The sequence below is a fragment of the Mesorhizobium sp. M0306 genome, from assembly GCF_040321655.1.
Lineage (GTDB): Bacteria > Pseudomonadota > Alphaproteobacteria > Rhizobiales > Rhizobiaceae > Mesorhizobium.
The window spans coordinates 18,278-43,557 of sequence record NZ_JAMYRY010000025.1 but is presented as its reverse complement, the minus strand read 5'-3'; the positions used below and the strand labels follow the sequence as shown (position 1 = coordinate 43,557).

Below are 25,280 nucleotides of genomic sequence, written 5' to 3'. Positions count from 1 at the left end.
CAATAAGGCTTCGACTATGGCCCGGAAATTGTCCGCTCTACTGCTTTGCCTCCCCATCGTGGTCTTCTCATCAGTCAAGGCTGACGCCGACTGGTTTACTGATCCTTTCAAGGATCTAAAGGCGATAAAAGAAATAGGTCAGGTATTAACCAATGCAGTGCAAGATGTAGGTAATACACTGTCCAAAGGAGTTAAGGCGAGTCGGATGTTCAGCGGACCAGGAGAATACCCTCCTGAAAATTTCGGGGCATACGGCATTTTAGCATTTCCTGCTAAAGCTTCTGAGTTTGACAAAGATAGACATCTTAAGGTGTGCCAGGCATATCTCAATAGTTTTGTCTCTGCTTTCAACTTAGATCTGTCGCCAGCCAACCAGATGGTTACAGTTTGGCCGATAAATGATGATAATATTTCCGACAAACTCAACGCGGGATCAAAGAAGGAAGACTGCGAGGTAGTTGTTTCGAATTTTGGTCTGTCCATGTCAACGGTCGCAATCGATTCCGCTAGGCGCGCTGGGTGGTCGCCTGACGGGAAAGGACCATTTTTGATTGCTTGGGCGCCAGGGAAAAGCATACGAGACGAGAAGCCAATAATCTTGTATGAGGACATGTCAAAGTTCGAAGAATACGGTGATTTCGTCGCTGCGATGAACGCCTGGAAGGGCGAGATACAGGGTGACAACGATTTATTTAAACCAGGATGGAACTTGGATAATTTCAAGAAAAAGATACGAGACGTATCAAATAAATACGGCAAGGAGATTGCGTCTGCTTTCGGCATCAAGGGCGGATAGATGAACTTCTTACAATACGGTTCGGCCGGAGCTATTGGGTTCTTGATCGGCTTGGCTGCTGTCGTTTGGATTGAAGATCTAAACGCTGGGGGAATTTTTTTGATTATTGCTTTTTGCGTTGCTATAGCCACTATTATTTTTGCTTTGGCCAAGTTACTGTTGGGAACTGGCGGAGCGAAATAGGACGATGACTAGCAGACTTCTCTGATTGGGGTCGGTGAGGTCAAGCGTTTCCTGTCTTTTTTCCGGACCATGTCGCCCCGCGGGTCACTCGCTTCTCTTCGCGGTCGGCGCGGAGCCGCCGCATGATGGGGTCAGGAGAGCGAGGCGTCTCTATCTCTCTTTCAATACCGGTAACCGACGCGCGGCTATCTGATTGCTGACGATCCCTAGCCGCACTTCAACGTGTACCGGCAATAGCCTATCTGTACGACATGACGCTGGAAGAATTCACCTCACATCTCAATGCCACCACTTTCTGGAAGGAGTTCACCTTCTCCGAAACGAGATTCTTCCCTCGTCCGAAACAGCAGGTCGAACTGGCGGACGGAATGGTGAAGATCGGATCATTGGCTATGGTGTTCCAGCTCAAGGAACGGGCTGAGGAGACGTCGGACCCTGAGGCTGAGCGACAGTGGTTCCCGAGGAAGGTGCTCCGGAAAGCGACGGATCAGATCAAGGACACGGTGCGATACCTGGCCGAGCACGAGGAGATCCGCCTCACGAACGCACAGGGCCACGAGATAGCGGTGAAGGGGGTCGACCTCCTAGACCTCAAGAAGATCGTCGTCTTCCTTCCTGGCCGGCTGCTGCCTGCGGACTGCAGGGAGACCAAGTTCCACGTCTCGGCCACGGTGGGTTTCATTCATATCGTGGCCGCGCACGACTATCTGGGAATATTGGACAAACTGCGCGTCCCCGACGACGTGCGGCTGTACTTCGAATATCGAGAGTTGGTCCTGCCGCAACTGCGCGAGGCCGGCGTGGTCGTGGAGGAGCCCGACATCATGGTCGCGTTCCTGTCGGAGATGGACTTGCCGGAGCCTGGATCGATCGAGAAGTTGCGCGCCTTCGTGCAGGATGTTGGCGGGTTTGATCTTTCATACATCATGCGGGACCTCCAAAGTCACATCGTCAACCCTGAAAGGAGCACGGACTACTACCGGATCATGGAGGAGTTCGCTCGCGTCCCCCGATCCATCTGGCGCGAGTTCAAAAGGCGGCTTGTCGTGTCCCTCGAGGCTAGCAAGGCTGGAACACCTCGTCGACCATTCAGGTTCGCGTTCCCGATGACCGATTGCACTTTCATGGTCGCAAGTATGGACCCCGACTGGCCAGTCATTGGCGAGGACGGGATCAGGATGAGAACGAACGCAGTGGAACTGTTTACCCAAGCGGCGAAGTACGATCTCAAAACTCGGATCGGCGTTGGGCTGCTGATCTCCAAAGTTGGCGACCACTTCCTGCTTGACTGGTGCCTCATAGACGAGCCCTGGTCGGCCAACGCCAAGCTGGAGGATCTACTCTCGACGCCACTGTTCGGCCCTGCTCGCGAGAGGGTGGTGGACAGCTACCACTTCCGTGGCGACAACGCCGAGCCCGGTACCTAAATCTCCCGTCGGCGTTGGATTCGTGGTCCGGAGTGCCCAGCCGACTTCTGCGTCAGGTGGTGATCTCCCTGGCAGTCATTCGTGGAAAAGCCGGCGCGGGTCTGGGTTACACCGTGCCAATTTGTACGATTCGTACATGGCGTTGATGTCCGTCAGGAAGTGAGTAGATTCCCCTTCGGCGTGGTCCCTGGGGAGGGCTGGATGAGCGTCGCGCAAAGGGTCGGTCCGCTTCTAGAGCAAGCAATCACTATACTCCTCAACAGGGCGGACCGTCGCGATCCGGTCTCGATAAAAGCGGCACTACGCGAAGCGCGGGAGGCTGCGCCTTATTTGGTGGCCTCCGACGAAGAACTAACCGAGGCAATCGTCGAGGCAGCAACTGCCATGGGCCTCTGCGTGGCTTTCGACGCCCAGGAGTAGCTGTCAGCCAACTTCAGTCACTGTGGCATCGCAACGGAGGCGCGCCGTCCTGCGTCATTTTTAATAGTCAGAGGTAATCCACAATTACCGTGCAAGCTGCTAAACCTGCCTGCAGAACGGAAGCTCCCGGCTGAGCAAAGGTATTTGCTGGAGGAACTTGATCGGGCCGACAAAGAGTGACGTATGGCTCTCCACTGGTTCAACCCTCCGGTCCCGGTCAAGACCGAGCGTCCCGGGATCATCCGCAACGTCAACAACGCCGAGAAAGCCGGCGAGGAGGTGATGAAGTGGACCAAGCGTGGCCCTTGCTGGGACCTCGCGGTGCGCGTTTGCATGGCCGTGATTTTCGACGAGATGGAACCTGAGCAGGCCCGCAAGGCATTCCTGGCTGCTGCAAAAGAGGAGGGGACATTACTCCCCCAATGAGAACTAGCTAAATTGGATGCGGTATAAGGTTCTAGGTGTCTATTACCAACACCGCCTTCGCGAAAGGAGCCCGCTGCCGGTGAGGGAGAGGCGACGGACCCCGCCACAGCGGCTGCACATCCGAGAAGGACCACGACCTCTAAACCCGCGAGGGCCTACATCGTTCCCTTAGCTGCGGCTAAAGCGGGGTTGGTCGGCGGGTTCTTGCCGCTCTAAGTTCCCCCTTATGGGTCCCCTCTGGTTCTCTCCCCCGGTCTACGTGAAGACGAAACGTCCGGGCATTCGCCATGGGTCAGCCACGTCGAGGGAGCCGCCGAGCAACTCATGGCGTGGGACACAAAGGGCCCGAAGTGGACCAAGGCTGTCCAATCCTGCCTCGATGCATTCGAGGGCAAATCCTCCCCCCATGAGGTCCGTGAAGCCTTTGAGGTGGCTGCCAAGGAGGCCAACGTGTATCTCTCCCCTGACTAGGAGGTATCATGGCGCCCATCTGGTTCGTCCCTCCAGTGTTCGTGAAGACTGAAACCGGGGCCAGGCATGGCTGCAACAATGCGAGGGCAGCCCTTGAGCAGCTCAAGACGTGGACCCGGAGAGGACCTCGCTGGCACAAGGCGGTGACCCTTTGCCTGTCAGATCTGGAGGGCGATCCGATTGACCCTCAGGTGGTACGAAAGGCCTTTGAGGCTGCCGCAAAGGAGGCCAAGATGTATCTCTCCCCTGAGTAGGAGGGTGTTGTGGCAACCCATTGGTTCTCCCCTCCGGTGTACGTCAAGACCGACCGACCTGGGGTCACTTACGGGTGCAACAATGTCGAGAGTGCCGCCGAGGAACTCCTGAAGTGGACCAAGATGGGACCTAAGTGGAGGAAGGCTGTGCAACTGTGCGCCGACCCCTTTCAGGACCGCGTGACTTCGGAAGAGGTCCGTCAGGCTTCGAGGCTGCTGCCAAGGAGGAGGGGGTGCTCCGTGAGTAGCAGGCCGGTGCCCATGGCTATGTTGGGAAGGACCCGTTAGGCTGTCTAATGCTGACCAAGTCCGCGCTGCTCGATATAGACCCGGATACGAGAGCATTCCCCCTGGTCGGCGCATTTATGGGCCATTTTGCACTTCTTGAAACTGGCATCGGAGCTGCTCTGGGCGAGGTACTTGGCGTCAATGGGGCACGTCGACTAATCGTCAATCGAAACATGGGTTCGACGAGAGGATCAAAACCGGACGCACACTTAAGGGGACCGGAACCGGAATGTCAGGCTTCTAAAGCCGATGGCAGAAACCGGATACGGATGTCGAAAAGGCCGACCGCCTCGTGTTCGACCCCGACCCCGATGAAGGCCTCGATTTTGAGGCCGTCCGCGCCGCTGCCTTTCAGTTCCGCGCTATCCTTGACTCGCTGGGGCGGGGTCGCGCTGACCAATCCTTGCCCGATCTGTAGCGGCCGACGCGGGAAGAAAGGCAGTAAAGCCGGGATCTAAACGGCAACGCGGCTCTCATGGCCTTGCCTGATCGGAACCTGCGGAGATCGGCCTCGTTTGGCTGAAGCCATGGCAAAGATCAATCCGAGGACCGTCGCCAGTCTTTTGAGGGAATACGCACAACGGGCGTCTATGCGCGGCGACAATCCCTATCGCATAAAGGCATACTTGCGCGCGGCAGACAGTCTGACGGCGCTGTCGCAGCCGCTCGACCGGATCATCGCCGCCGGCGCGCTCACCAAGATCCCGGGGATCGGTGACGCGCCCGCGGCTCGCCGCCTATTCTCTGCAGCTGTCGCTGCGTCCTGTTCGCGCCAGACCGTTACCAGGTCGCGGTCAAGCACATCCTCAACGTGCTGCGGGTCGAACACGTGAAAGGTGATGTCCTTGCCCGCCCGCGAAGTTTCACCGTTTTCGTCCCGGCGCTCTGCAAGCGACCATCTTTCAGCCAGCGGTGCCGTTCGGCCGTCGAGATCGTCAGAATGTCCTCGATTTCACGGGGGATTACGGGCAGGTCTTCGATATTCTGCAGTGCTTTGGATAGGATCCCGAATACCACCTGCAGATCATTCTCTGCGCCCTCAGGCAGGCGCAGGGTAAGCACGCGGGACTCGATATTGAGCAATTTCCTGAACTCCGTTGGAAGGCGGGCGCGTATTTCGAGAAAAATACCCCTCGCTCTGACGGACGATCCAAACGTTGCAGCTGGCTTAAAGGCCACTCTCCAATCAGCTTCGCTGTTGCATTGATTTTACGGCGCGTGGACATGCCCCTTTATATAGGTCCCCGATAGTCGGCAGCGATGAGCCGATCGCAAAGCCAACATGAGTTCTAAATCCGCCAGCGGTCTGAACCACGATGCCCTAAAGGCGCAACCACGATTGTTAGCGGGGCCGCTTGCAACTCCGGCTAACAGGAAGCGGCCGAGTTGATCTCGAAGTGCGATATCAGGCGCGTTGCCGCCTGGCGGCTGTACGTGGGCCACAACCTGACCGTCCGTGATTGGGAGCCACATGGCTAAAGCGGCTGTTCCGCTATTGAGCCTCGACATGCGTTTTCGGGACCCACCCCGTCGGATTCAATCGTGAATCCCGCATCGATCGCGCTTCGCGCAATGAGATCGCAAAGTTGCCAGTCCGTGAGTTCGCAAAAGGGAAGCATTCTCCTCACGGTGTGGCTAACCTCGGATATCGAAATGCTCGGGCTGCCGATGTTGTCGATCAGGTGGCGGACAATCGCTTGGCGAACGTCCGATACGTAGGCGTCTGCGCGAGCGCAGGCATCACCGGCCCTATGAATGGAGCCGTGGTTCTGCGGCCACGGCTGTTTTTAAGTCGAACGCGACTGGCACACCGTGAATAATGGATGCTGCCGCCAAGAGCTCCTCCAGCTCGCGGTCGGTGGCCCTGCATGCGGGCATGAGTGTTCGGATGGCGCGGATTGCCTGTGCTATCGAAAGGAAGTGGGCCTTGCCTCTGGAGAGAACATAGGCTTCGGCGGCTCTTTCAAGCGTGACTGTGTCAAAAGTGGTGGTCATCGAGAATTCCTCCCTGAACCCTGACCCACACGATTTACGGCACGAATTCGGTAGCTTGCAAGGGTTTGTCTGATTTAGGACAGTTAGGCGGAGGCTAGGCCGAAGTGACTTTGCTCCTCCTCCCCGTAAGCACCATGCGTGAGTCGTATCATTCCAACGCGGTCGATAATCGTGATCTCGCCGCGCTTGGCGTGAACCAGCCCCCGATATTCAAGCATTTGGAGGGCCGTGGTAACGCCGGGGCGCTGGGTACCAAGCATTGTCGCCAAGAATTCATGCGTCAGGTAGATCTTATTTCCTTCGACGCGGTCTTGGACCATCAGCAACCAGCGGGCCAAGCGCTCCTCGATTTTGGAGTGGCCGTTGACCAGTGCCGTCCGGGACGACTGGATGAGGAACGCGTGGGCATAGCGAAGCAGTGACTCGCGAAGGGATTGGCTCTCCGCAATCGCAGAGCGAAGAGCTTCAACCGGGAGGATCCAGCCATTACCTGCGACTTGGATATAGGTTTCATTGGGCGACTTGTCCTGGCCGAGAATAACGGCAACTCCTGTCATGCCGTCGTGGCCGACGATGCCGACCTCGCTTTGCCGCCCTCCGGTCATCGTAGCGACCACCGACGCGATGCCCATCTCTGGAAAATACACACGCTCGATCGGCTGATAAGAGACTTCCAGCTGGTCTTTGCTGTTGAGTTCGACGTGATGCAGTGACGGCCTCAAAAGCGCGAAATCCTCCGAGGAGAGGGTTTTCAATACATGGTTGCGAAGAAGGGATTGGGGCATGGCTCTCTCTCCCATGCGGGCAAGAGCACGTACCTCTTACTGTCGGCTGCGTCCGACGCGCTGGCGGCCGATGTGGGAAGCATAGCCTTCAAATGTGCGGTTGGCAAAGAGTCCGTTCCTGGCGAAAGGCTCGGGGAATGTCGGCTTGAGTCCCGTAGGTGGTGGGCGCTTCTTATGACTTATGAGGCCGGTCACGAATGTCCGGAACCGGCCTAAGCAGATCGGCAGGTTTCGAGCATCGAGTTGGCAAAAGCAGTCGTTCAGCTCACGTGATGAGTTTCGGGCGCCCTCGCTTTGCGCTTACCGACGTTGTGCTTCACCCGTTCCGGCCCTCTTCTTAAGCGCAGTAACTTTGAAACAAATCCGGCCGGCAGGCGTTCCAGCATGGCGGGCGGCGTTGCCGGAGGACCCAATGCCCGACGAATACAATGACATCGTCATCCCCCAAGACCACGATGCATCGCCACTTCGGGAGGAGGAGTATTTCGTCCTCTGCCCGGCGTGCGGCCAAGCGTTCGACATCAGGTGTATGGCAGAGGCGCTTCATCACAACGAGCTAGGCCACGAGCCATACGACCTCGACCGTAGTCGGCAGTGATCGACGACCGTCGTTGAGCGTTTGGAGATGTCCCTTCAGGCCTCAATACGAGCCGGGTCGAGACCAGCACCGAGGGTAAGCTCTCGCTCATCTGGCCGGTCGCGTTGCCGACCGATCGGCCTGACGAATCCCTGTCGCGAGGGCGGATCTTCGCCGGCACGCTATGTCTTGACGATACCTTGCGGGCTTTCAGCAACGACTTGATGCCGTTGTGGTCGTCGATGCGGCCGCGGCCGACCGAAAGCTTCGACAACGTATGCACCGCATGCGACAGTTGTTGTTCATCCAGGGCGACGGCGCCTACTCCACCGCAACCATGTCGCCCAGTTCTGTCACGACGCTCCGAAGCAGACCTGCTCCCGGCATCGGGTGCCGGGACCAACATGTGATCTCCATAATGCGTAAGAGCCGGAGGCCGATCGCCGGCGACAAGGCGCTCATTGCAGAGAAAGGTTAACGATCGATCGGATGCCCGCGTGCCTTCACGTGCAATGTTGCTGGGCGCCTCCTTCGACAGCGCGCACATGCGACACGTCCTGGCCGCGCGCGCCGCCTGTTGCCGAGAGCGACGATCGCGAATGCGCGAACGGCTGGACGGCAGGTGAAGCGGGGTCGCGATAGGCGCACATCGGACTTGCTTCACCAGTAGTCCGAAGACGTTGGCGCGCCCGCCGCCCAGCCCTGGAGCGGCTGACTTCCTCTCGATCCGGCGATGGCCATTAACGCGGAGTGTGGCGCGGAAATCGATCTTTCGCCTTCAGGTACGTCGTTCCGGTAAATCCGAAGAACGCCGACGCCGGAAGCAGGTATCGAGCGCGCTTTGATGCGACGGCAACGCCTACAAGCAATTTTCCCTGTGTTTCTCTTTGGCGGCAACGATCGACGGGCACCCTCGATCGTTGCCGTCCGCCGCCGCTCCTATTCAGTTCCAAGCCGCGGAAGCTCTCCCGTCGCCATCGGAGCCGGTGTTAACGAGCATCGCGCCGAGCCCGACTTCACGATCACTACGTTCCCACCCGATCACCGTTTGGCGCTGTCGCTGTCCGCTTCGGCCCGCGCAAGGAACTGCTCGGTCGTGGAGGGAAGACGGGTTTTCAGCCAATCCGCCATCGCGACTTCCTCTCGCAGATTCTCTTCGCAAGCCCGAAGAACCTCGGTTTCGCCGAGCGATCGAGCGGCGGCAATCAGGATCGTGTAGGAGGCGATTTCCATGTGCTCGAACGTGTAGCTCGCGAGCGATCCTTTCATCACCTCGTCTCCAGCGAAGACGCCGCTCAGCGATTGCGCCATCGCCGTCAGCTTACCGCCAGCATCCTTCATCATGGATGAACCCTCGTCCATCTGATCTAGACAAGTCTTCAGCCGGGCAGCCTGCTGCTTGGTCTCGTCGAGGTGCTGTCGGATCCGGTCGCTCAGTTCGGGATAATTCTCGATACGGCTCAACTGCCCGTTCAACATCGTTTCTGCCTGCTCTTCCATGGCATGAGCGTCTCTAAGCCATTGGACAAACCATTCCCGGCTTTCTGACATTTCGAATCTCCTTTGCTATTTAAGGAAAAACTTTCAGAAGAAGACATTGTTCCGGAATAGAATGCGTCGAACAGCCCTGACAGTCCCAGAGGATCAGTGTCTTGGCGGGTCTCAATTCACCTTGCGAACATCCCGCAGCGATGCGTGGGTAAGACCAAGATCGCGAGGGTCGGCGCAAGGAAAACGGCCCGATCGCGACCGCTGGCGCTCCGCATTGAGCCTCGTGCCTCACCGCACCACTATAGTCACAAGGAACGCGGCGGCCTTTCCGCTCGTTGATTGCTTTTCGACTCGCGCCGCCGTCATGCCCTCCACATCGATACGCAAAACGGAATACGATCCCACACAAGAATTCTCTCGGTCTGGTTCGTGGCCAGCGGCAAACGCTACGAGTTTGAGGAAGTGCCGCCGGAAACCTTTGCCGCGTTCCGGGCGGCGTTCGCCAAGGGCCGCTATTTCAACGACCATATCCGCAACAATTTCCGCTACCATCTGGTTGCGAGCGATAGCGACCCGGGATGACCTGACCTGCCGGTGGCTCAATCGTCCTGTCGCTCCAACCGGCGGTTGGCGGACGCGTTGCCGCTGTTGCCCTAGGTTCGCTTTCGGTCCGCGCGCACCTCGCAAAGCCCACCCCCGAACTCCCTGCCTGGTGCAAAGGCGCTTGATCGGTCCCGCCGCCCTGGCAGTGTGCGGCGGGATTTTTTGCGCTCCAGGTGGAACACCGGGGCGCGGGTAAGGTTCGGTGCACGCAGTACATCCTCCATACGATATTGCTGCAAGATCGGTGGTGCTCCGATCCAGCCCGCGTCTCCTCGATCCAGAGACGCGGGCTTTGGCGAATGTCTGTGGATCAGCGCGCCATCAGGTCTGTTCAGCGCTAGAATAGAGGCGATCGCGTATCTATCTGACCGAAAGCAAACAGAAGCCAGGGGTGCCCACTGAAAGCACAAGCAAGCGCAAAGGTTCCTCAACTGATGCTCGGCTGGCGGCAACCTGCTCGCCAGCCGAGTTGAGTTCAGGCGGTGGTCGGGGGAGACTGGCCAGCCACACGCTGGTGATTCCAATCTTTGCCGATGTGCCAATCAGCAACCTTGGTCGGTCTTTTTCACCTGGCCCGGCGCGGCGGTCTTGGCTGTCGTGTCCTGCTGACCTGGCGCCGCCTGCTGAGCGCTGCCAGTCTGCTGGCCGGGCGCGCAGTCCCTGGCCGAGTTCGAATTCGTGGTGCCGCTGGTGGTGGTCGTGTCGGTGCCCTGATCGCCGGACAGGTTGGTCCCGCTGCTCGTCGTGCCGGTGCCCTGATCCGTCGTACTGGGCATGGTTGTCGTGGTCGAGGTTCCGCTCGTCGAGGTTCCGCTCGAAGTTCCGCTCGTCGTCTGGGCAAAGGAAAGCCCAGCCGACACCGCCAGCACGGCCGAAGCCAAAAGGATGCGTTTCATGTTCTTTCTCCTGTCTGAATGCGCGGGATGCGCCTGGCAAATCGAACAGGCAGACAGAAGGAGTGTTCCCCGATGAAGTTCAACTTTTGTAACTCTGGTCCTAGGTCAGCCTCAGGATGACGGGCGTATATTAGAAGCCTCTTGAAGAAGACGGTGCCCGCACCAGAATCCATGGCATGGCTCGCGAAATAGGCATTGGTGACCAGGTGGCGAGTGCTGCCACGGCTCGAAGGCGGATAACAGAGGACTGCGTAAGCCGTCTCTATCCCAGGTGACGACTTCCCACATCCATCATCGACCACACCAAGGTGAACCGAGGCCAGCAAATCGACCTAAAAGGCGAGGTCACGCGCATCGACGAGGACACCGTGACGATCGACCTCGGGCCGCTGGTCACGGTCGACCGTGACAAGGTCCGGTTGGTAGAGAAATATAGGCCGCCAAACCGACGAAAGGCACTTGTCGTTGCCCCGGATTAGAACCGACAACATCGCGACGGGCTATGAGGGCAGGCCGCATGACGGGCCGGTAGAGGACGAGTCGAAGCACTTGGTCTACTGCCCAGTCTGCGGCCAAACGTTCGACGCGCGCGATCTTGGACAGGTCTTCCACCACGCTGAGTCCCAGCACGAGCCGCTTCCGGTCGAGCAATAGTCCAGCTAGTTGAGCTCCGGCGGCAGACCGACGTCGAGACCCTTCAGCGCGCCACCGCGTACGTTGGATGAGAAAAGGTGCTGCGTGCACCGCGCCTTCCCCGCGCGCCGATGCTCCACCTGGACCGCAAAAAAGTCCCGCCGCACTGCCAGAACGGCGGGACCGATCAAACGCTTTGCACCAGGCGGGGGGATGCGGGGGGTTGGGCTTGCCAAGTGAGCGCGCACCCGTAACCAACCCTAAGCGCCACAGCGGCAACGCGTCTACTAACCGCCGGTTGGAGCGACAGGACCGATTAAGCCGCCGGCAGGTCTGGTCATCCCGGGTCATCGCTCGCAACCAGATGGTAGCGGAAATTTGTTGCGGATATGGTCGTTGAAATAGCGGCCCTTGGCGAACGCGGCCCGGAACGCGGCAAAGGTTTCCGGCGGTACCCCCTCAAACTCGCCGCTTGCCGCTGGCGACGAACCACACCGAGGGGGTCCTTCTATCCAGATCATATTCCATCTTGCGGATCGAAGTAGATATGAGCACCACAGGCCGAGGCCCGCGCCCTTGCGGGGAGCGCGGGCCGATCGGGATACCGATCTGCAGCAATACCTGGAGGGGGAGGATTCGCTGCGTGCACCGAACTTTCGCGGCGGTCCCGTGTTCCCAATCGAGATGCACAAAAAGCTGGCTGCACCTTTCGGCATCACGCGGACGTTGGATTTCTGAGAAAGCGCGAGCGTCAATACTAACTTCTGGTGATGGAATTTTCCCGTGAGATAGGCACGCTCCACGGCGAAAGGAGTGCCCCGCCATGACCGTCCTCGCCTACAACCTTGCCAATGACATCGAAGGATTGTGGAGGGCCGTCTTCGTGCCGGACGAACTGCATCTGTATGTGGAATTCAGTCAGCCAGACGCCGACACAAACCCGGCTGATTGGATGAGCGTTGATGATTTCCTTGCATGGCGGCCAAACGGCGCGCTCCATGAGCGAGCGCGCGACAGCTTGGTTTCGCTCATTTGCAAGGCGCTGACAGGGCGATGAGACAAGGGAAACCCGCACCGAGATCGAGTGCGAGCGCCGCGAGTGGGCCTAGGGCGCCACAAGCCAGTGCCACCCCGCCGCCGGCAAACCGCGGCGGGCGAGTGCCTCGGGGACACGATGGTAGATTGCTAATGCGTTCGCGCGTGTGGCCTTAAGTCGCAAACTATTGGCTTCAGAAGCAGGGCGTAGGGCTTCATTGATGGTGCTACCAACACCATATGGTGACCCATAGCCCTCCAAAACGAGAGAAGCTCGTCCCGACGGGTCGCACTGCGGCCGTCAGCTGGTAATTGCTACGAACTAGGAAACCATCATGCCTGAAAATATCAGACCAACTTCGAGAGACGTCCCCCTCATTCAGCTAGGCCTCTGTCAGTGCCGCTTCCCGGTGAGCGAAGACGCTTCTGTACCCGGCGGTTATCGTTTTTGTGCTGGGCCAACTTCGCCGGATCGCGTCTACTGCGATCACCACCACAACATTGTGACCGCCGTGGACCCTTGTCGAGCCCGTTCGGGTCTTCACCTCGCTCAACGACGCGCCGCGTAAGCCTGACTGGCGGCGGCCTCCCGGCCAGGCGCTATGCGCTCCACGGCCTTGGCTACGACCTTGCCGTCGGCTCGGTCTGGCCCATCCTGCCTTATGCCGTCTTCGCCGATGTATCCCCCGTCGCCCGATTGAGAACGACGACTTCTCGCCGAGCCTTTCAGCTCGCTACTCGCACAAACGCGTCGGCTCCAAAGGTTTGTCTGTCAGCACATCTTCAATGTGCCCGCGCCTGAAGCCCCAACATCTTCTGCGACCAAACCGCGTACCTGGCACCGCCGATCGGTTGCTGCGGCGGATTTTCGCTGTTCGCAGCTGAACAATGCCTATCAACCTTGTCATCGCACCTAGTCGCACATAGCGGCCGTTCGAATTCTCATCGCTCGGCGCGATGTTTGGTCCGTCTGGCCAGAAGAGCGGAGCAAGCCATTGACACCCACGAAGTTGCTGATTGGGCAGATCGCTGTCGTATTCGCAATTGTCATTCTTGGCGTGTGGACTGCAACCCAATGGTGCGCCCACATGCTCTCCTATCAGCCGCCACTCGGCGCGCCATGGTTTGTGACAGTCGGCTGGCCGATCTACCAGCCGTGGAAACTGTTCGAATGGTGGTTCCAATTTGACGCCTATGCGCCTGAAGTCTTCGACAAGGCTGGCATACTTGCCGGAGCCAGCGGGTTCCTGGGCTGTGCCGCCGCGATAGCTGGGTCCCTCTGGCGCGCACGGCAGCGGGGGTTGGTCACCACCTATGGGTCCTCACGATGGGCCATGAAGCTGGAAATCGAGAAGGCGGGGCTGTTTCAGCCGGCCGGCGTTTTCCTTGGCGGACTGAATTATCGCTATCTGCGCCATGACGGACCAGAACACGTCATGGCCTTTGCGCCGACACGTTCGGGCAAGGGCGTCGGACTCGTTGTTCCAACCCTTCTTTCCTGGACCGGCTCGGCCGTCATTCACGACATCAAAGGCGAGAACTGGCAGCTGACCTCTGGCTGGAGGTCGAAGTTCTCGCACTGTCTCTTGTTCAATCCGACCGATCCGAGATCGGCGCGGTACAACCCGCTGCTGGAAGTGCGCAAAGGTCCAGATGAGGTCCGCGACGTTCAGAATATCGCCGACATTCTCGTCGATCCGGAAGGCGCGCTGGAGCGGCGGAACCATTGGGAGAAGACCAGTCATTCACTCCTAGTTGGCGCCATCTTGCACGTGCTCTACGCCGAAGAGGAAAAGACACTCGCCCGTGTCGCCACCTTCCTGTCGGACCCGCAACGCTCATTCGCTGCGACACTGCAGCGGATGATGACCACAAACCACCTCGGCACGGTGGACAAGCCCCAGGTCCATCCGGTCGTGGCCTCGGCGGCTCGTGAGGTGCTGAACAAGTCAGAGAACGAGCGCTCAGGCGTTCTCTCGACCGCCATGTCGTTTCTCGGGCTCTATCGTGATCCAACGGTGGCCGCGGCAACATCGGCCTGCGACTGGCGCATTGCCGACCTTGTGGATGCCGAGCGACCGATGTCGCTGTATCTGGTCGTGCCGCCGTCGGATATCTCGCGCACTAAGCCCCTGGTGCGATTGGTGCTCAATCAAATCGGCCGGCGGCTGACCGAGCGCCTGGAGGGCGATCCAAAGAAGAGCCGCAAGCATCAGCTCCTGATGATGCTGGATGAATTTCCGGCGCTCGGTCGGCTCGACTTCTTCGAGACTGCGCTCGCCTTCATGGCAGGCTACGGCATCCGCGCTTATCTGATAGCGCAATCGTTGAACCAAATCTCCAAGGCCTATGGCGAGAACAACGCCATTCTCGACAATTGCCATGTGCGGATTGCCTTTTCCTCAAATGACGAGCGCACGGCCAAACGCATCTCGGACGCGCTCGGTACCGCGACGGAACTCAGATCGATGCGCAACTATGCCGGCCATCGGTTGGCGCCCTGGTTGTCCCACGTCATGGTAAGCCGCCAAGAGACCGCTCGCCCCCTGCTGACGCCGGGTGAGGTGATGCAGTTGCCGCAGGCTGACGAACTAATCCTGGTTTCGGGATTGCCGCCGATTCGCGCCAAGAAGTTGCGTTATTACCAGGATCCGAATTTCACGGAGCGAGTGCTGCCTTCGCCGGTGCTGCGCGACGGTGCCTACGCGGATCGGCCCACGTCGCGCCCGGACGATTGGAGCGGACAGGTGCGCGGCGTGGATCGGCGTCTTGCTGGCGATGACGACAGTGCCGGCGCGGCAATCGAAGACGGAGGTGTCCAGCAGCAGCGCCATCCGGGCCTGCGCGAAGAACGGACCCTCGTCGTCCAGGAGCCTGATCAAGGCGATCTGTTCACGCCCGCAGACGATGACTGCGAGACGCTCGCCGACAAGCGCGTCATGGATCGGATTTCCACCGCCGCACGTGCGTACGGCCTCAACGAGGGAATGGGCGACGACAAGGACATCGTGCCCGGCTTCTGAACGGCGCGCCATACGCGGGCGCATCTCAGCGTAGATAACGGCCGTAAGCGATTTCGAGGATCTCGACGATGCTCGTTCCCGTCGCCGGTGCATCAGCGCCGGTCAGAGGGAACGAGCAGCATGAAGCCCCACCGCATTCGTCACCAGTTTTTGCTTGAACCCGAGTTGAGCCAGAAGCTGGAGAACCTCAGCCGCAATCCATCGACCACCAAATCGGCCATTGTGGCGCACGCGGTCGAGACCTTTATCGAGCGGCGTGGGGAGAATGAACTCGACCAGCGCTACGGCAAGAGGCTCGACCGTCTTTCCCGCGACCTCGGACATGTCAGGCGCGATGTCGAGATGATCCTGGAGAGCCTGGCGCTCTTCATCCGCTTTTCGATCACGCTTCATGCTCACACGCCGGTGCCGGACAGGGCCACGCAAGCGATTGCCCAGGAGCGCTTCGACAAATTCGTCGAACAGGTCGGCCGCCAAATCGCTTCCGGGAAACGGTCACTTGGCACCGACGATCGCAGGGGAGGGGAAGGATGAGTTCTCATCCGGAAGCCGACCATCGCCGCCGCGCCATGCTGCGCACCGCCATGGGTCCGGCGATCACCGAAGCCCTTGCCGATCCGACCGTCATTGAGGTGATGGTCAATCCCGACGGTGCGCTGCGGCTCGACCGGTTGGGTGAAGGCCGGGTAGACACCGGCGTGCACATGCATCCTTCTGAGGCCGAACGCATCATCCGCCTGGTCGCCTCCCACGTGCGCGCCGAGGCGCATGCGGACAATCCGATTGTCAGCGCCGAATTGCCATCGGGCGAGCGCTTCGAGGGTCTGCTGCCGCCTGTCGTGCTGGGGCCATGCTTCGCCATCCGAAAGCCTGCGGCGAAACTCTACACGTTGGCCGACTATGTCGCCGACCGGGTCATGCTGCCGCTGCAGGCCGATGCGCTGAAGAAGGCGGTCCGCGAGCGGCGCAACATCCTGGTCGCCGGCGGCACGTCGTCGGGCAAGACAACACTTGCCAATGCGCTGCTGGCACAAGCCGCCGATTGCGACGAGCGGGTGATCCTGATCGAGGACACGCGCGAACTGCAATGCGCGGCGAAGGATTGCGTTGCCTTGAGGACGAGGCGGGGGGCGGTCACGCTCGCCGATCTCGTGCGCTCGACCCTGCGGCTCAGACCCGACCGCATCATCGTGGGCGAAGTCAGGGGCGCGGAAGCCCTGGACATGCTGAAGGCATGGAACACCGGGCATCCCGGCGGCATCGCGACGGTTCACGCCAATTCGGCGCGCTCCGCTCTCTACCGTATCGAGCAGCTCGCCCAGGAAGCCGTCGTCACCGTTCCCCGCCGCCTCATCGCTGATGCGGTAGATCTGATCGTCTTTATCGCTGGGCGCGGATCCTCGCGCCGCATTGACGCGATCGCTGAGGTCACCGGTCTCGACAGCAGCGGTGATTACGCCGTCACCCCGCTCACGCTTCCGCAACTCCAGCAGTTTTGAAAGGTCACCTCATGCTCAAGAAGCTTCGCTTCCTTTCGTCCACCGCGCTCGCGTTTCTTCTCACCGTCCCGGCCCACGCAGCGGGCTCCGGCATGCCTTGGGAACAGCCGCTGCAGCAGATCCTTGAGTCGGTGCAGGGACCGGTCGCCAAGATCGTCGCGGTGATCATCATCATCACCACCGGCCTGACCCTTGCTTTCGGTGACACGGCAGGCGGTTTTCGCCGGCTGATCCAGATTGTCTTCGGCCTGTCGATCGCCTTCGCGGCATCGAGCTTCTTTCTCTCGTTCTTCTCCTTCGGCGGCGGGGCACTCGTCTGATGGCCCCCGGAGAGCAGCATATCGAGGGTTTCGAAGTCCCCCTTCACAGGGCATTGACTGAGCCGATCCTGCTGGGCGGCGCGCCGCGAGCGGTGGCGATCCTCAACGGCACGGTGGCCGCGGCAATAGGCCTTGGCCTGCAGCAGTGGATCGCCGGACTGGCGCTCTGGATCGCCGGCCACACGCTCGCGGTCTTTGCCGCTCGCCGCGATCCGGACTTCGCCAGCGTGCTTGTCCGTCATCTTCGCCTGAAGGGGTGGCTTGCATGCTGAACCTTTCGGAGTATCGCGGCAAAGCCGATCGGCTTGCCGATCATCTGCCCTGGGCCGCTTTGGTCGCGCCCGGCATCGTGCTCAATAAAGACGGTAGCTTCCAGCGAACCTTCCGGTTCCGTGGCCCCGACGTTGAAAGCGCGACCGAAGCCGAATTGGTCGGCATCTGCGCACGAGCCAACAATGCGCTACGAAGGTTGGGCTCCGGATGGGGGTTGTTTTTCGAGGCCGAGCGCGTTGAAGCGCTGGGCTATCCGAGCTCGGCTTTTCCCGATGCTGCCTCATGGCTGGTCGATGAGGAACGGCGCGCGGCCTTCGAGGGCAAGGTCGCGCACTTCGAGAGTCGCTATCATCTGACCTTGGTCTTCATGCCGGCGCCAGATGGCCAGGCGCGGGCGGAAAGCGCACTGGTCGACTCGCATCATTCGGGAGGGGCTAGAGACTGGCGCCAGGAGCTGGCGTGGTTTCGCGACGAGACCGACCGCGTCCTGGATTTGCTGTCCGGCTTCATGCCGGAAGTGCGCGCCCTCGATGATGCCGAGACGCTAACCTATCTGCACGGCACAATCTCGACCTACCGCCATCCGGTCGCCATGCCGGAAACGCCAATGTATCTCGACGGTGTTCTGGTTGACGCGCCGCTTACCGGCGGCCTGGAGCCGATGCTGGGTGAGCAGCATCTGTGCACCCTCACCATCCTTGGTTTCCCGAACGTCACCCGGCCAGGGATCCTCGACGCGCTCAACCATCAGGATTTCGCCTACCGCTGGATGACGCGCTTCATCCCGCTCGACAAGAAGGAAGCCACAAAGACACTGACCCGGTTGCGCCGTCAGTGGTTTGCCAAGCGCAAATCGGTCGCAGCCATCCTGCGCGAGGTCGTGACCAACGAACCCGTCCCTCTCGTCGATAGTGACGCCGACAACAAGGCGCTCGATGCGGATGCCGCCCTTCAGGCATTGGGCGGCGATCACGTCGGCTTCGGCTATCTCACCACAACGGTGACGGTATGGGACCAGGACCGACAGGCCGCCGCGGAAAAGCTCCGAGCGGTTGAGCGCATAGTCAATGGGCTCGGCTTCACCACGATCCGTGAAAGCATCAATGCGGTCGAGGCGTGGCTCGGCTCGTTGCCCGGTCATGTCTACGCTAACGTTCGCCAGCCGCTCGTTCACACGCTGAATCTTGCCCATGTCATGCCGCTGTCGTCGGCGTGGGCCGGTCCGGTGGATAACGAGCATCTCGCCAACGTGACTGGGACCGAATCCCCGCCGCTTCTCTTCGCAGAGACCAACGGGTCGACACCGTTTCGGCTTTCCACCCATGTTGACGATGTCGGTCACATGCTGATCGTTGGTCCGACCGGTGCCGGCAAGTCGGTTCTGCTTGCCCTCGTCGCTCTGCAGTTCCGCCGCTATGCCGGCGCACAGGTTTATGTCTTCGACAAGGGCAACTCGGCCCGCGCGGCGACACTCGCCATGGGTGGAGAGCACCATGGGCTTGGTGCGGACGGTGCGCTTGCCTTCCAACCGCTGCGCAATATCAATGACCAGGCTGTCCGCAGCTGGGCAGCCGAATGGATCGCCGGCCTCATCGCCCATGAGAATGTCACCGTAACGCCGGAGGTGAAGGAGGCGATCTGGTCGGCCCTGACCAGCCTTGCCACCGCGCCGGCGCAGGAACGCACGCTCACTGGATTGTCGGTCCTGCTTCAGTCCAATGCGCTGAAATCCGCGTTGATGCCGTACACGCTCGATGGCCCGTTCGGGCGTCTGCTCGATACCGATGAAGATCGGCTGGCTTTGTCGGATGTGCAGTGTTTCGAGACCGAAGAGCTGATGCACAGCCAAGGCGCTGTGCTCCCGGTGCTCACCTATCTGTTCCATCGTCTCGAGGAGCGGTTCGACGGACGGCCGACGCTGCTGATGCTCGACGAGGCGTGGGTCTATCTCGACAACCCTCTCTTTGCCGCCCGCATCCGTGAATGGCTGAAGGTGCTGCGAAAGAAGAACGTCTCCGTCATTTTCGCCACGCAGTCACTTGCAGACATCGCTGCCTCGTCGATCGCGCCGGCAATCATCGAGAGCTGCCCACAGCGCATTTTTCTTCCCAATGACCGTGCCGTGGAACCGCAGGTGCGGGCAGCCTATGAGTGCTTCGGCCTGAACGAGCGGCAAATCGAATTGGTCGCCCGTGCCACACCGAAGCGCCAGTATTATCTGCAGTCGCGCCGCGGCAACCGCCTCTTCGAGCTCGGGCTCGGCCCGATCGCTCTTGCGCTCTGCGGCGCCTCTGATCCGGCCACGCAGACCCTAATCGACAAGGTGCTGTCAGAGCACGGACAGGAGGGCTTTGCCGCCCGGTTTCTGATTGCGCGCGGCCTCGATTGGGCTGCCGAGCTTCTCCAGCAATTCCCTCAACCAGACAAGGAGCAATCGTCATGATGCGGCGCCGCCTTCTCACCAGCCTGATCACCGTTTCCCTGATCGCAAAACCAATGGCCGACTACGTCCAGCCGGCCCACGCCCTGATCGTGTTCGATCCGTCGAATTATGCGCAGAACGTGCTGACAGCGGCACGTTCCCTGGAGCAGATAAACAACCAGATCCAGTCGCTTCAGAACCAGGCGACGATGCTGCAGAACATGGCGCGGCACCTGCAGCGCCTGGATTTTTCTTCCGTGGGCCAGCTCACAGGTTCGCTCCAACGGATCGACGGCCTGATGACCCAGGCCAGCGGCCTGAGCTTCGATCTCGACAAGCTTCAGAACCAGTGGCGTGTGCAATATCCGGAAAGCTACGACGCCACAATCGAGGTCAACGATGTGGCGAGCGCCGCGCGCGAGCGCTGGCAAAACGCCATGCAGGCGTTCCGCCAAACCATGAGCGCGCAGTCGCAGATCGTGGAGAACGTGCGGGCCGACGGCGACCTGCTTACCGATCTCGTCAACCGCAGTCAGGGCGCGGCAGGTGCCCTTGAGGCAAGCCAGGCCACCAATCAGCTGATCGCGCTTTCGACCAAGCAGCAGATGCAGATCCAGACGCTGCTCGCGACCCAGTTCCGGGCTGAAGCCGAAGATGCTGCCCGCAAGGCGCAGTCTGAGGAAGCCGCCCGCGAGACGACGAAGCGTTTCCTGGGCACCGGTACGGCCTATCCCGGCAACTGATCAGCAGTCTTCAAGACAACGAGGAAGACGGCGACATGAATGACCTCGGCGTCATCGATCGCTTTATGCAGACCTTCATCCGCTATATCGACAGCGGGTTCGGTCTGCTTTCGGGCGACGTCGCCTTTCTCACTACCATCCTGATCGGCATTGACATCACGCTGGCGGGCCTGGTCTGGGCGTTCGGCGGCGAACCCAATATTCTCGGTCGGCTCGTCCGAAAGGTGCTCTATGTCGGCGCCTTCGCATTCATCCTGAACAATTTCAGAAGCCTTGCCGACATTATCTACCGCTCCTTTGCCGGGCTCGGCATCAACGCTTCGTCCGGCAATTTGTCCGCCGACAGTCTCCTGCGGCCAGGCCGCATTGCCGCGGCCGGCTTCGAGGGCGCCTGGCCGCTGCTCAATCAAGCGAGCCAGCTAGTCGGCTTCCCCGAGATTTTTGGCAACGCGCTGACCATCTTCGTGCTGCTTCTCGCCTGGTTCCTGGTCCTCATCGCCTTCTTCATCCTTTCCATCCAGCTTTTCATCACCATCCTGGAGTTCAAACTCACCACATTGGCCGGCTTTGTTCTGGTGCCCTTCGCGCTCTGGAACCGCTCGGCGTTTCTGGCCGAGCGCGTGCTCGGCAATGTGATCTCGTCGGGCATTAAGGTGATGGTGCTTGCCGTCATCGTCGGCATCGGCTCCACGCTCTTCGGCGAGTTCGCTTCCGCCCTGCAAGGCAAGGAGCCGGACTTGGCCGCGGCCATGTCACAGGTACTGGGCGCGTTGGCGCTGCTTGGGCTCGGCATTTTCGGACCGGGAATTGCCTCGGGTCTTGTTTCCGGCGCGCCGCAGCTTGGCGCGGGAGCCGCACTCGGAACCACCGCGGCGGCCGCCGGATCAACGCTCGTTGCCGGAGGTGCGGCGCTTGCCGGCGCGCGCATGGCAACCGGCGGCGGTCTCGCCGCCGTTCGAGCCGGCACGGCCATGGGATCGGCTGCTTCCACAGCTTGGCAGATGAGGCGTGCAACATCGCCCGAGTCCGGCCTCTCCGGCGTAGCTGCTGGACTGCAGGGCGTTGCCGGCGCAGCTGGCGGCGCCGCGATTCGGGGAATGCGATCTGCAACAGAACCATTCCGGCGCAGCGCCGATGCCGGCCGCGATGCCGCCTGGACCGCGACGGGCGGCACGCCGACCGCATCAATGACCGGAAACCCTGCCGCGTCAGGTGCCAATGCCGCGCCGGCGTGGGCGAGGCGCTTGCGTTCCGAACAGACCGCGCGCGCCCATCGCCACGCCGCCACGCAGGCCGTCCGCGATGGCGATCGGGGTGGAAGCGGCGCCAACCCCTCTCTCAACGATAAGGAAGACTAGATGCTCTTCAAGCGACCTGTTCAGCGTTACGGGAAAACGCCCCACCCCGTCACACCATACCAGAAGGCCGCCCAACTTTGGGACGAGCGCATCGGCACTGCGCGCGTGCAGGCAAGGAACTGGCGCCTGATGGCCTTTGGCTGCCTCGCTCTGGCCACCGGGCTCTCTGGTGGACTCTTGTGGCAGTCGATGCAGGGCTGCGTCGTGCCCTATGTCGTCGAGGTTGATCGTTTCGGCGAGGCGCGCGCCGTCGCTCCAGCAATCCGGGACTACGAGCCCACCGATGCCCAGATCGCCTGGCATCTCGGCCGCTTCATCCAGAATGTCCGCTCTGTTTCCACCGATGCGGTGCTGGTGCGGCAGAATTGGCTCTCGGCCTACGACTTTGCCACCGACCGCGGAGCCCTCTTTCTCAACGAGTACACTAAGGCCAACGACCCGTTCGGCAAGATCGGCACGCGCAGCGTCTCGGTGCAGGTGACGAGCGTGGTTCGAGCGTCCGACAGCTCCTTTCAAGTCAAATGGACCGAGCAGGTCTTTGAGCGCGGCAGCCTCGCCAGCACAACGCGTTGGACCGGGATCCTCACCATTGTGATCCGGCCGCCGAACAATACCGATCAGCTGCGCAAAAACCCGCTCGGCGTCTTCATCAATGCCATCGACTGGTCGCGCGAGCTCGACAGTGCCGCGCAGACTTCCGTTCCCCCAAAGGAGCCCGCCAATGATAAATAGACTCTCGTCGCTCCGCACTGCGCTGGTCCTGTCGACGTCGGCTGCGGTCATCTCCGCCTGTGCCTCGAAGCCGGTGCCGCTACCTCAGATTTCCTATGATGCTGCCAAGTTCCAACCGGCGGCAATCGAGAAGGCGCCGGAGAAGCCCGTCAAAGTCGTGGAAGTGCCGAAACCGCTACCGCTGCCCGGCCAGTTGCAGCCCGAGCCGGGCAAGGCTGCTGAAGACAGGCGCTCGCCTGAAGAACGTGTCGCCGATGCCAACAAGGCGGCGACGCAGCAACCCACCAAATATGGCTATGTGAATGCGGTGCAGGTTTACCCCTTTGCGGAAGGCGCGCTCTACCAGCTCTATGCCGCACCGGAGCGCGTCAGCGATATCGCTCTGCAGTCAGGCGAGAAACTCCAATCCGTGTCGGCCGGCGATACAGTGCGCTGGGTAATTGGCGACACCGTCAGTGGCTCCGGCGATGACCAGCGCACCCATGTGCTGGTGAAGCCCTTCGCGCCAGGACTTGCCACCAATCTGGTGATCACCACGGACCGGCGAAGCTATCACTTGCAGCTTCAAAGCACGGATAAGACCGCCATGGCGGCAATCTCCTGGACCTACAGCGAGGACCAGATTATCGCGCTACGCCGGCGCGATGCGCAGGCCGAGGCTGCTATGCCAGTGGCGTCGAATGTGGCTCTCGAAAATATTCGCTTCCGCTATTCGATTACCGGCGACATACCGCCCTGGAGGCCGACGCGCGCGTTCGATGATGGCAGCAAGGTCTACATCGAGTTTCCGCGCCGCATCGATCAGGGTGAGGCCCCGCCGCTCTTCATCGTCGGTGCTGACGGGGACAACCAGCTCGTCAACTACCGCATACGCGGCAACTATTACATTGTCGATCGCCTCTTCGCCGCGGCCGAACTGCGCCTCGGCGCCAAGCAGCAACAGGTGGTGCGCATCACGAGGACCGACGGCAGGCAAGCGCCGCTGCGGAAATTGCTCTTTTCGCGTTCCAGCATGTGAGGGACGGCCCATGACGGATACTTCCCGCTCCGATGCTTCACCGAAACTCGATCCAGAACAGCTGCAGCTGCGGGCCTCGCCTCGCCGCGCTGTGCGCTTCAAGCGCGGCATTATTGTCGCCATTGCTGCTGTTGGTTCCGGGACCGTTCTAGGCGTCACCATGATGGCGCTGCAGGGACCGGCGCTGCGCATCAAAGAGCAGGCTGAAGAGCTTTACAACACTGAGCGGAAGCCAACCGCGGAGGCAATTGAAAGGCTGCCTAAGGACTATTCCGGGATCAAGCCCAAGCCTCCGGTGCTTGGACCACCGCTGCCCGGCGACCTCGGCCGCCCCATCCTTGAGCACCAACGCCAGCTGGGCATCGCGCCGGGCCAGGAGGTTTCGGCGGAGGAGCAGCGCCTTGCCCAGCAGGCGATCGAGGCGCGCGAATCGCAAGTCTTCTTCCGGATCGAAAATCGACCCCGGCAAGCGGATGCCGCCGGCAACGGGCAGGGCGGGCGTCCACCCTTTGATGGAACGGCTCCACAATCCGATGCCGCACGCGATTCAGCTTCCGTTGCACCGGCCGAGGGCGACCAAAACAATCAACAGCGCAAGCTCGATTTTGTCAGCCAGCGGAACACAAGTGGAATCTACAATCTGCATGCACTGCAGACGCCGGCTTCGCCGTATCAGCTGATGGCCGGCAGCGTCATCGCAGCGAGCCTGATCACTGGCATCAATTCCGACTTGCCCGGCCTCGTCGTCGCACAGGTCACCGAGAATGTGCACGACACAGTCACCGGCAGCACCTTGCTCATTCCGCAAGGCTCTCGCCTGATTGGCACCTATGACAGCGTTGTTGCCTTTGGACAAAGGCGCGCGCTGCTGGTCTGGCAACGGATACTGCTGCCCGACGGCTCTTCGATCGAAATCGACAATCTGCCGGCGACGGACACCGCCGGCTATGCCGGGCTTGAGGACAAGGTGGATTTCCACACCTGGCAGCTGATCAAAGGCGTTGCGCTGGCCACGTTGGTAGGGGTCGGCACCGAGCTGAGCCTCGGGGAAGACGAAAGCGACCTGGTCAAAGCAATCCGCGAATCCGCTCAGCAGAACGTCAGTCGAGCTGGCCAGCGCATCACCGAGAAGAACCTCAATATCCAACCCACCATCACTGTCCGGCCCGGTTGGCCACTGCGCGTCATCGTGCACAAGGATCTTGTGCTGCGGCCGTACCCGAATTGACCGGAGTCATCATGACCAATCTGAAACTCGCCAAACTTCCGGACCGGACTCCTTCGAAGATCACCATAAGCGTAAGTGCAGACCTGAACCAAGCACTGAAGGACTATGCAGCGCTTTATCGTCAGACCTATGGCGAGTCCGAATCGGTAGCGGAACTCATCCCGTTCATGCTGGCGGAGTTCCTGGAGAGCGATCGAGCGTTTGCCAAGGCCAGAAAGGAAGGGCTCCCTGTCGTCGACAAGTCAGAGAAATCGCAACGGCAGCCAATTTCAGGGTCCGAATAAGTGACAGCGACCAGTGAGTCCGAGGGGCACCTTATTAGGCGGGCGAATGCATTGAAGCAACTTGCCGGCGGCAAGCCGAAAACACAGGGCACAATAGACG

The 25,280-nt window shown here is 60.5% G+C and carries 29 protein-coding genes and 1 pseudogene; 24 read left to right on the top strand and 6 right to left on the bottom strand.

The genetic code is table 11. The annotated features are described in order from the left end of the window. Positions 1-16 precede the first annotated feature (16 nt). The 9 genes from NKI95_RS26110 (at position 17) to NKI95_RS26065 (ending at position 5,098) form a co-directional block, all read left to right on the top strand. Positions 17-796 carry a hypothetical protein gene (locus NKI95_RS26110; RefSeq protein WP_352720288.1) on the top strand — a complete coding sequence of 260 codons (780 nt, stop codon included), beginning with the start codon at positions 17-19 and terminating at the stop codon, positions 794-796. Continuing rightward, positions 797-979, top strand: coding sequence for a hypothetical protein (locus NKI95_RS26105; RefSeq protein WP_352720286.1), 183 nt, complete (start codon positions 797-799; stop codon positions 977-979). It begins immediately after the preceding gene. Positions 980-1,230: 251 nt separating this feature from the next. Beyond that, positions 1,231-2,406 carry a hypothetical protein gene (locus NKI95_RS26100; protein ID WP_352720285.1) on the top strand — a complete coding sequence of 392 codons (1,176 nt, stop codon included), beginning with the start codon at positions 1,231-1,233 and terminating at the stop codon, positions 2,404-2,406. A gap of 201 nt (positions 2,407-2,607) precedes the next feature. Next, positions 2,608-2,826 (top strand): hypothetical protein, encoded by a 219-nt coding sequence (locus NKI95_RS26095; RefSeq protein WP_352720283.1) that lies wholly within the window; start codon positions 2,608-2,610, stop codon positions 2,824-2,826. A 183-nt stretch (positions 2,827-3,009) separates the two neighbouring features. Continuing rightward, positions 3,010-3,252, top strand: coding sequence for a DUF982 domain-containing protein (locus NKI95_RS26090; RefSeq protein ID WP_352720281.1), 243 nt, complete (start codon positions 3,010-3,012; stop codon positions 3,250-3,252). 324 nt (positions 3,253-3,576) lie between these two features. Continuing rightward, positions 3,577-3,723 carry a DUF982 domain-containing protein gene (locus tag NKI95_RS26085; RefSeq protein WP_352720280.1) on the top strand — a complete coding sequence of 49 codons (147 nt, stop codon included), beginning with the start codon at positions 3,577-3,579 and terminating at the stop codon, positions 3,721-3,723. Positions 3,724-3,731: 8 nt separating this feature from the next. Then, positions 3,732-3,977: a DUF982 domain-containing protein gene (locus tag NKI95_RS26080; RefSeq protein WP_352720279.1), complete on the top strand. Its 246-nt coding sequence runs from the start codon at positions 3,732-3,734 to the stop codon at positions 3,975-3,977. A 580-nt stretch (positions 3,978-4,557) separates the two neighbouring features. Further along, positions 4,558-4,683: a bifunctional DNA primase/polymerase gene (locus NKI95_RS26070; RefSeq protein ID WP_352720276.1), complete on the top strand. Its 126-nt coding sequence runs from the start codon at positions 4,558-4,560 to the stop codon at positions 4,681-4,683. Positions 4,684-4,792: 109 nt separating this feature from the next. Next, positions 4,793-5,098, top strand: coding sequence for a hypothetical protein (locus NKI95_RS26065; RefSeq protein WP_352720342.1), 306 nt, complete (start codon positions 4,793-4,795; stop codon positions 5,096-5,098). Here NKI95_RS26065 and NKI95_RS26060 read toward each other — a convergent pair. From NKI95_RS26060 to NKI95_RS26050, 3 genes and pseudogenes are all read right to left on the bottom strand, one after another. After that, a pseudogene (locus NKI95_RS26060) lies at positions 4,990-5,491 on the bottom strand (hypothetical protein); the annotation flags it as partial. The gene NKI95_RS26065 and the pseudogene NKI95_RS26060 overlap by 109 nt on opposite strands. Before the next feature lie 523 nt (positions 5,492-6,014). Next, complete coding sequence (locus NKI95_RS26055; RefSeq protein WP_352720274.1) at positions 6,015-6,260, bottom strand: hypothetical protein; 246 nt, start codon at positions 6,258-6,260, stop codon at positions 6,015-6,017. An 83-nt stretch (positions 6,261-6,343) separates the two neighbouring features. Then, positions 6,344-7,045 (bottom strand): Crp/Fnr family transcriptional regulator, encoded by a 702-nt coding sequence (locus NKI95_RS26050; RefSeq protein ID WP_352720273.1) that lies wholly within the window; start codon positions 7,043-7,045, stop codon positions 6,344-6,346. 412 nt (positions 7,046-7,457) lie between these two features. Between NKI95_RS26050 and NKI95_RS26045 the strand changes: the two genes are divergently transcribed. Further along, on the top strand, positions 7,458-7,643 hold the full coding sequence (locus NKI95_RS26045; RefSeq protein WP_352720272.1) for a hypothetical protein: 186 nt from the start codon (positions 7,458-7,460) through the stop codon (positions 7,641-7,643). Between the two features lie 1,020 nt (positions 7,644-8,663). Here NKI95_RS26045 and NKI95_RS26040 read toward each other — a convergent pair. After that, on the bottom strand, positions 8,664-9,173 hold the full coding sequence (locus NKI95_RS26040) for a ferritin-like domain-containing protein (protein WP_352720270.1): 510 nt from the start codon (positions 9,171-9,173) through the stop codon (positions 8,664-8,666). Positions 9,174-9,542: 369 nt separating this feature from the next. On the opposite strand from NKI95_RS26040, the gene NKI95_RS26035 reads away from it, so the two are divergent. Next, entirely contained in the window at positions 9,543-9,695 is a 153-nt protein-coding gene (locus tag NKI95_RS26035; protein ID WP_352720268.1) for a KTSC domain-containing protein, read from the top strand. A gap of 563 nt (positions 9,696-10,258) precedes the next feature. Here NKI95_RS26035 and NKI95_RS26030 read toward each other — a convergent pair. Together NKI95_RS26030 and NKI95_RS26025 are read right to left on the bottom strand one after the other, a co-directional pair. Then, positions 10,259-10,612 (bottom strand): hypothetical protein, encoded by a 354-nt coding sequence (locus NKI95_RS26030; RefSeq protein WP_352720266.1) that lies wholly within the window; start codon positions 10,610-10,612, stop codon positions 10,259-10,261. Positions 10,613-11,592: 980 nt separating this feature from the next. Continuing rightward, entirely contained in the window at positions 11,593-11,766 is a 174-nt protein-coding gene (locus NKI95_RS26025) for a KTSC domain-containing protein (RefSeq protein ID WP_352720264.1), read from the bottom strand. Positions 11,767-12,068: 302 nt separating this feature from the next. Between NKI95_RS26025 and NKI95_RS26020 the strand changes: the two genes are divergently transcribed. The 13 genes from NKI95_RS26020 to NKI95_RS25955 all read left to right on the top strand — a co-directional run bounded on the left by NKI95_RS26020 (position 12,069) and on the right by NKI95_RS25955 (position 25,180). After that, a complete protein-coding gene (locus tag NKI95_RS26020) occupies positions 12,069-12,302 on the top strand; it encodes a hypothetical protein (protein WP_352720262.1) in 234 nt (77 codons plus the stop codon). 973 nt (positions 12,303-13,275) lie between these two features. After that, the gene (locus NKI95_RS26010; protein WP_352495884.1) at positions 13,276-15,303 is read left to right on the top strand and encodes a conjugal transfer protein TraG; all 2,028 of its coding nucleotides are present in this window, start codon (positions 13,276-13,278) and stop codon (positions 15,301-15,303) included. A gap of 120 nt (positions 15,304-15,423) precedes the next feature. Further along, a complete protein-coding gene (locus NKI95_RS26005; RefSeq protein WP_352547797.1) occupies positions 15,424-15,837 on the top strand; it encodes a CopG family transcriptional regulator in 414 nt (137 codons plus the stop codon). Further along, positions 15,834-16,802 (top strand): P-type conjugative transfer ATPase TrbB, encoded by a 969-nt coding sequence (gene trbB / locus NKI95_RS26000; protein ID WP_352720257.1) that lies wholly within the window; start codon positions 15,834-15,836, stop codon positions 16,800-16,802. Before NKI95_RS26005 ends, trbB begins: the two co-directional genes overlap by 4 nt. Positions 16,803-16,813: 11 nt before the next feature. Next, positions 16,814-17,122: a TrbC/VirB2 family type IV secretion system protein gene (locus NKI95_RS25995; protein ID WP_023680310.1), complete on the top strand. Its 309-nt coding sequence runs from the start codon at positions 16,814-16,816 to the stop codon at positions 17,120-17,122. Then, the gene (locus tag NKI95_RS25990) at positions 17,122-17,394 is read left to right on the top strand and encodes a VirB3 family type IV secretion system protein (protein ID WP_352720256.1); all 273 of its coding nucleotides are present in this window, start codon (positions 17,122-17,124) and stop codon (positions 17,392-17,394) included. The genes NKI95_RS25995 and NKI95_RS25990 overlap by 1 nt, the downstream gene beginning before the upstream one ends. Beyond that, on the top strand, positions 17,388-19,838 hold the full coding sequence (trbE, locus tag NKI95_RS25985; protein WP_352720255.1) for a conjugal transfer protein TrbE: 2,451 nt from the start codon (positions 17,388-17,390) through the stop codon (positions 19,836-19,838). Before NKI95_RS25990 ends, trbE begins: the two co-directional genes overlap by 7 nt. Next, positions 19,835-20,560, top strand: coding sequence for a P-type conjugative transfer protein TrbJ (gene trbJ, locus NKI95_RS25980; protein ID WP_352473678.1), 726 nt, complete (start codon positions 19,835-19,837; stop codon positions 20,558-20,560). The genes trbE and trbJ overlap by 4 nt, the downstream gene beginning before the upstream one ends. A gap of 35 nt (positions 20,561-20,595) precedes the next feature. Beyond that, positions 20,596-21,918: a P-type conjugative transfer protein TrbL gene (gene trbL / locus NKI95_RS25975; RefSeq protein WP_352720253.1), complete on the top strand. Its 1,323-nt coding sequence runs from the start codon at positions 20,596-20,598 to the stop codon at positions 21,916-21,918. Beyond that, positions 21,919-22,650, top strand: coding sequence for a conjugal transfer protein TrbF (gene trbF / locus NKI95_RS25970; protein ID WP_352720251.1), 732 nt, complete (start codon positions 21,919-21,921; stop codon positions 22,648-22,650). It abuts the gene before it with no gap. Beyond that, positions 22,640-23,668, top strand: a complete 1,029-nt coding sequence (gene trbG, locus NKI95_RS25965; protein WP_352720249.1) for a P-type conjugative transfer protein TrbG — start codon at positions 22,640-22,642, stop codon at positions 23,666-23,668. Before trbF ends, trbG begins: the two co-directional genes overlap by 11 nt. 10 nt (positions 23,669-23,678) lie before the next feature. Then, entirely contained in the window at positions 23,679-24,896 is a 1,218-nt protein-coding gene (locus NKI95_RS25960; protein WP_352720341.1) for a TraB/TrbI/VirB10 family type IV secretion system protein, read from the top strand. A gap of 11 nt (positions 24,897-24,907) precedes the next feature. Then, the gene (locus NKI95_RS25955) at positions 24,908-25,180 is read left to right on the top strand and encodes a DUF2274 domain-containing protein (RefSeq protein ID WP_352720248.1); all 273 of its coding nucleotides are present in this window, start codon (positions 24,908-24,910) and stop codon (positions 25,178-25,180) included. The last annotated feature ends 100 nt before the right edge of the window (positions 25,181-25,280 follow it).

Excerpts from the sequence above, each read along its gene's own strand:
- NKI95_RS26110 (WP_352720288.1), top strand. The coding sequence starts at position 17 with ATGGCCCGGAAATTGTCCGCTCTACTGCTTTGCCTCCCCATCGTGGTC.
- NKI95_RS26105 (WP_352720286.1), top strand. The coding sequence starts at position 797 with ATGAACTTCTTACAATACGGTTCGGCCGGAGCTATTGGGTTCTTGATC.
- NKI95_RS26100 (WP_352720285.1), top strand. The coding sequence starts at position 1,231 with ATGACGCTGGAAGAATTCACCTCACATCTCAATGCCACCACTTTCTGG.
- NKI95_RS26095 (WP_352720283.1), top strand. The coding sequence starts at position 2,608 with ATGAGCGTCGCGCAAAGGGTCGGTCCGCTTCTAGAGCAAGCAATCACT.
- NKI95_RS26090 (WP_352720281.1), top strand. The coding sequence starts at position 3,010 with ATGGCTCTCCACTGGTTCAACCCTCCGGTCCCGGTCAAGACCGAGCGT.
- NKI95_RS26085 (WP_352720280.1), top strand. The coding sequence starts at position 3,577 with ATGGCGTGGGACACAAAGGGCCCGAAGTGGACCAAGGCTGTCCAATCC.
- NKI95_RS26080 (WP_352720279.1), top strand. The coding sequence starts at position 3,732 with ATGGCGCCCATCTGGTTCGTCCCTCCAGTGTTCGTGAAGACTGAAACC.
- NKI95_RS26065 (WP_352720342.1), top strand. The coding sequence starts at position 4,793 with ATGGCAAAGATCAATCCGAGGACCGTCGCCAGTCTTTTGAGGGAATAC.
- NKI95_RS26055 (WP_352720274.1), bottom strand. The coding sequence starts at position 6,260 with ATGACCACCACTTTTGACACAGTCACGCTTGAAAGAGCCGCCGAAGCC.
- NKI95_RS26050 (WP_352720273.1), bottom strand. The coding sequence starts at position 7,045 with ATGCCCCAATCCCTTCTTCGCAACCATGTATTGAAAACCCTCTCCTCG.
- NKI95_RS26045 (WP_352720272.1), top strand. The coding sequence starts at position 7,458 with ATGCCCGACGAATACAATGACATCGTCATCCCCCAAGACCACGATGCA.
- NKI95_RS26040 (WP_352720270.1), bottom strand. The coding sequence starts at position 9,173 with ATGTCAGAAAGCCGGGAATGGTTTGTCCAATGGCTTAGAGACGCTCAT.
- NKI95_RS26030 (WP_352720266.1), bottom strand. The coding sequence starts at position 10,612 with ATGAAACGCATCCTTTTGGCTTCGGCCGTGCTGGCGGTGTCGGCTGGG.
- NKI95_RS26025 (WP_352720264.1), bottom strand. The coding sequence starts at position 11,766 with ATGATCTGGATAGAAGGACCCCCTCGGTGTGGTTCGTCGCCAGCGGCA.
- NKI95_RS26020 (WP_352720262.1), top strand. The coding sequence starts at position 12,069 with ATGACCGTCCTCGCCTACAACCTTGCCAATGACATCGAAGGATTGTGG.
- NKI95_RS26005 (WP_352547797.1), top strand. The coding sequence starts at position 15,424 with ATGAAGCCCCACCGCATTCGTCACCAGTTTTTGCTTGAACCCGAGTTG.
- trbB (WP_352720257.1), top strand. The coding sequence starts at position 15,834 with ATGAGTTCTCATCCGGAAGCCGACCATCGCCGCCGCGCCATGCTGCGC.
- NKI95_RS25995 (WP_023680310.1), top strand. The coding sequence starts at position 16,814 with ATGCTCAAGAAGCTTCGCTTCCTTTCGTCCACCGCGCTCGCGTTTCTT.
- NKI95_RS25990 (WP_352720256.1), top strand. The coding sequence starts at position 17,122 with ATGGCCCCCGGAGAGCAGCATATCGAGGGTTTCGAAGTCCCCCTTCAC.
- trbE (WP_352720255.1), top strand. The coding sequence starts at position 17,388 with ATGCTGAACCTTTCGGAGTATCGCGGCAAAGCCGATCGGCTTGCCGAT.
- trbJ (WP_352473678.1), top strand. The coding sequence starts at position 19,835 with ATGATGCGGCGCCGCCTTCTCACCAGCCTGATCACCGTTTCCCTGATC.
- trbL (WP_352720253.1), top strand. The coding sequence starts at position 20,596 with ATGAATGACCTCGGCGTCATCGATCGCTTTATGCAGACCTTCATCCGC.
- trbF (WP_352720251.1), top strand. The coding sequence starts at position 21,919 with ATGCTCTTCAAGCGACCTGTTCAGCGTTACGGGAAAACGCCCCACCCC.
- trbG (WP_352720249.1), top strand. The coding sequence starts at position 22,640 with ATGATAAATAGACTCTCGTCGCTCCGCACTGCGCTGGTCCTGTCGACG.
- NKI95_RS25960 (WP_352720341.1), top strand. The coding sequence starts at position 23,679 with ATGACGGATACTTCCCGCTCCGATGCTTCACCGAAACTCGATCCAGAA.
- NKI95_RS25955 (WP_352720248.1), top strand. The coding sequence starts at position 24,908 with ATGACCAATCTGAAACTCGCCAAACTTCCGGACCGGACTCCTTCGAAG.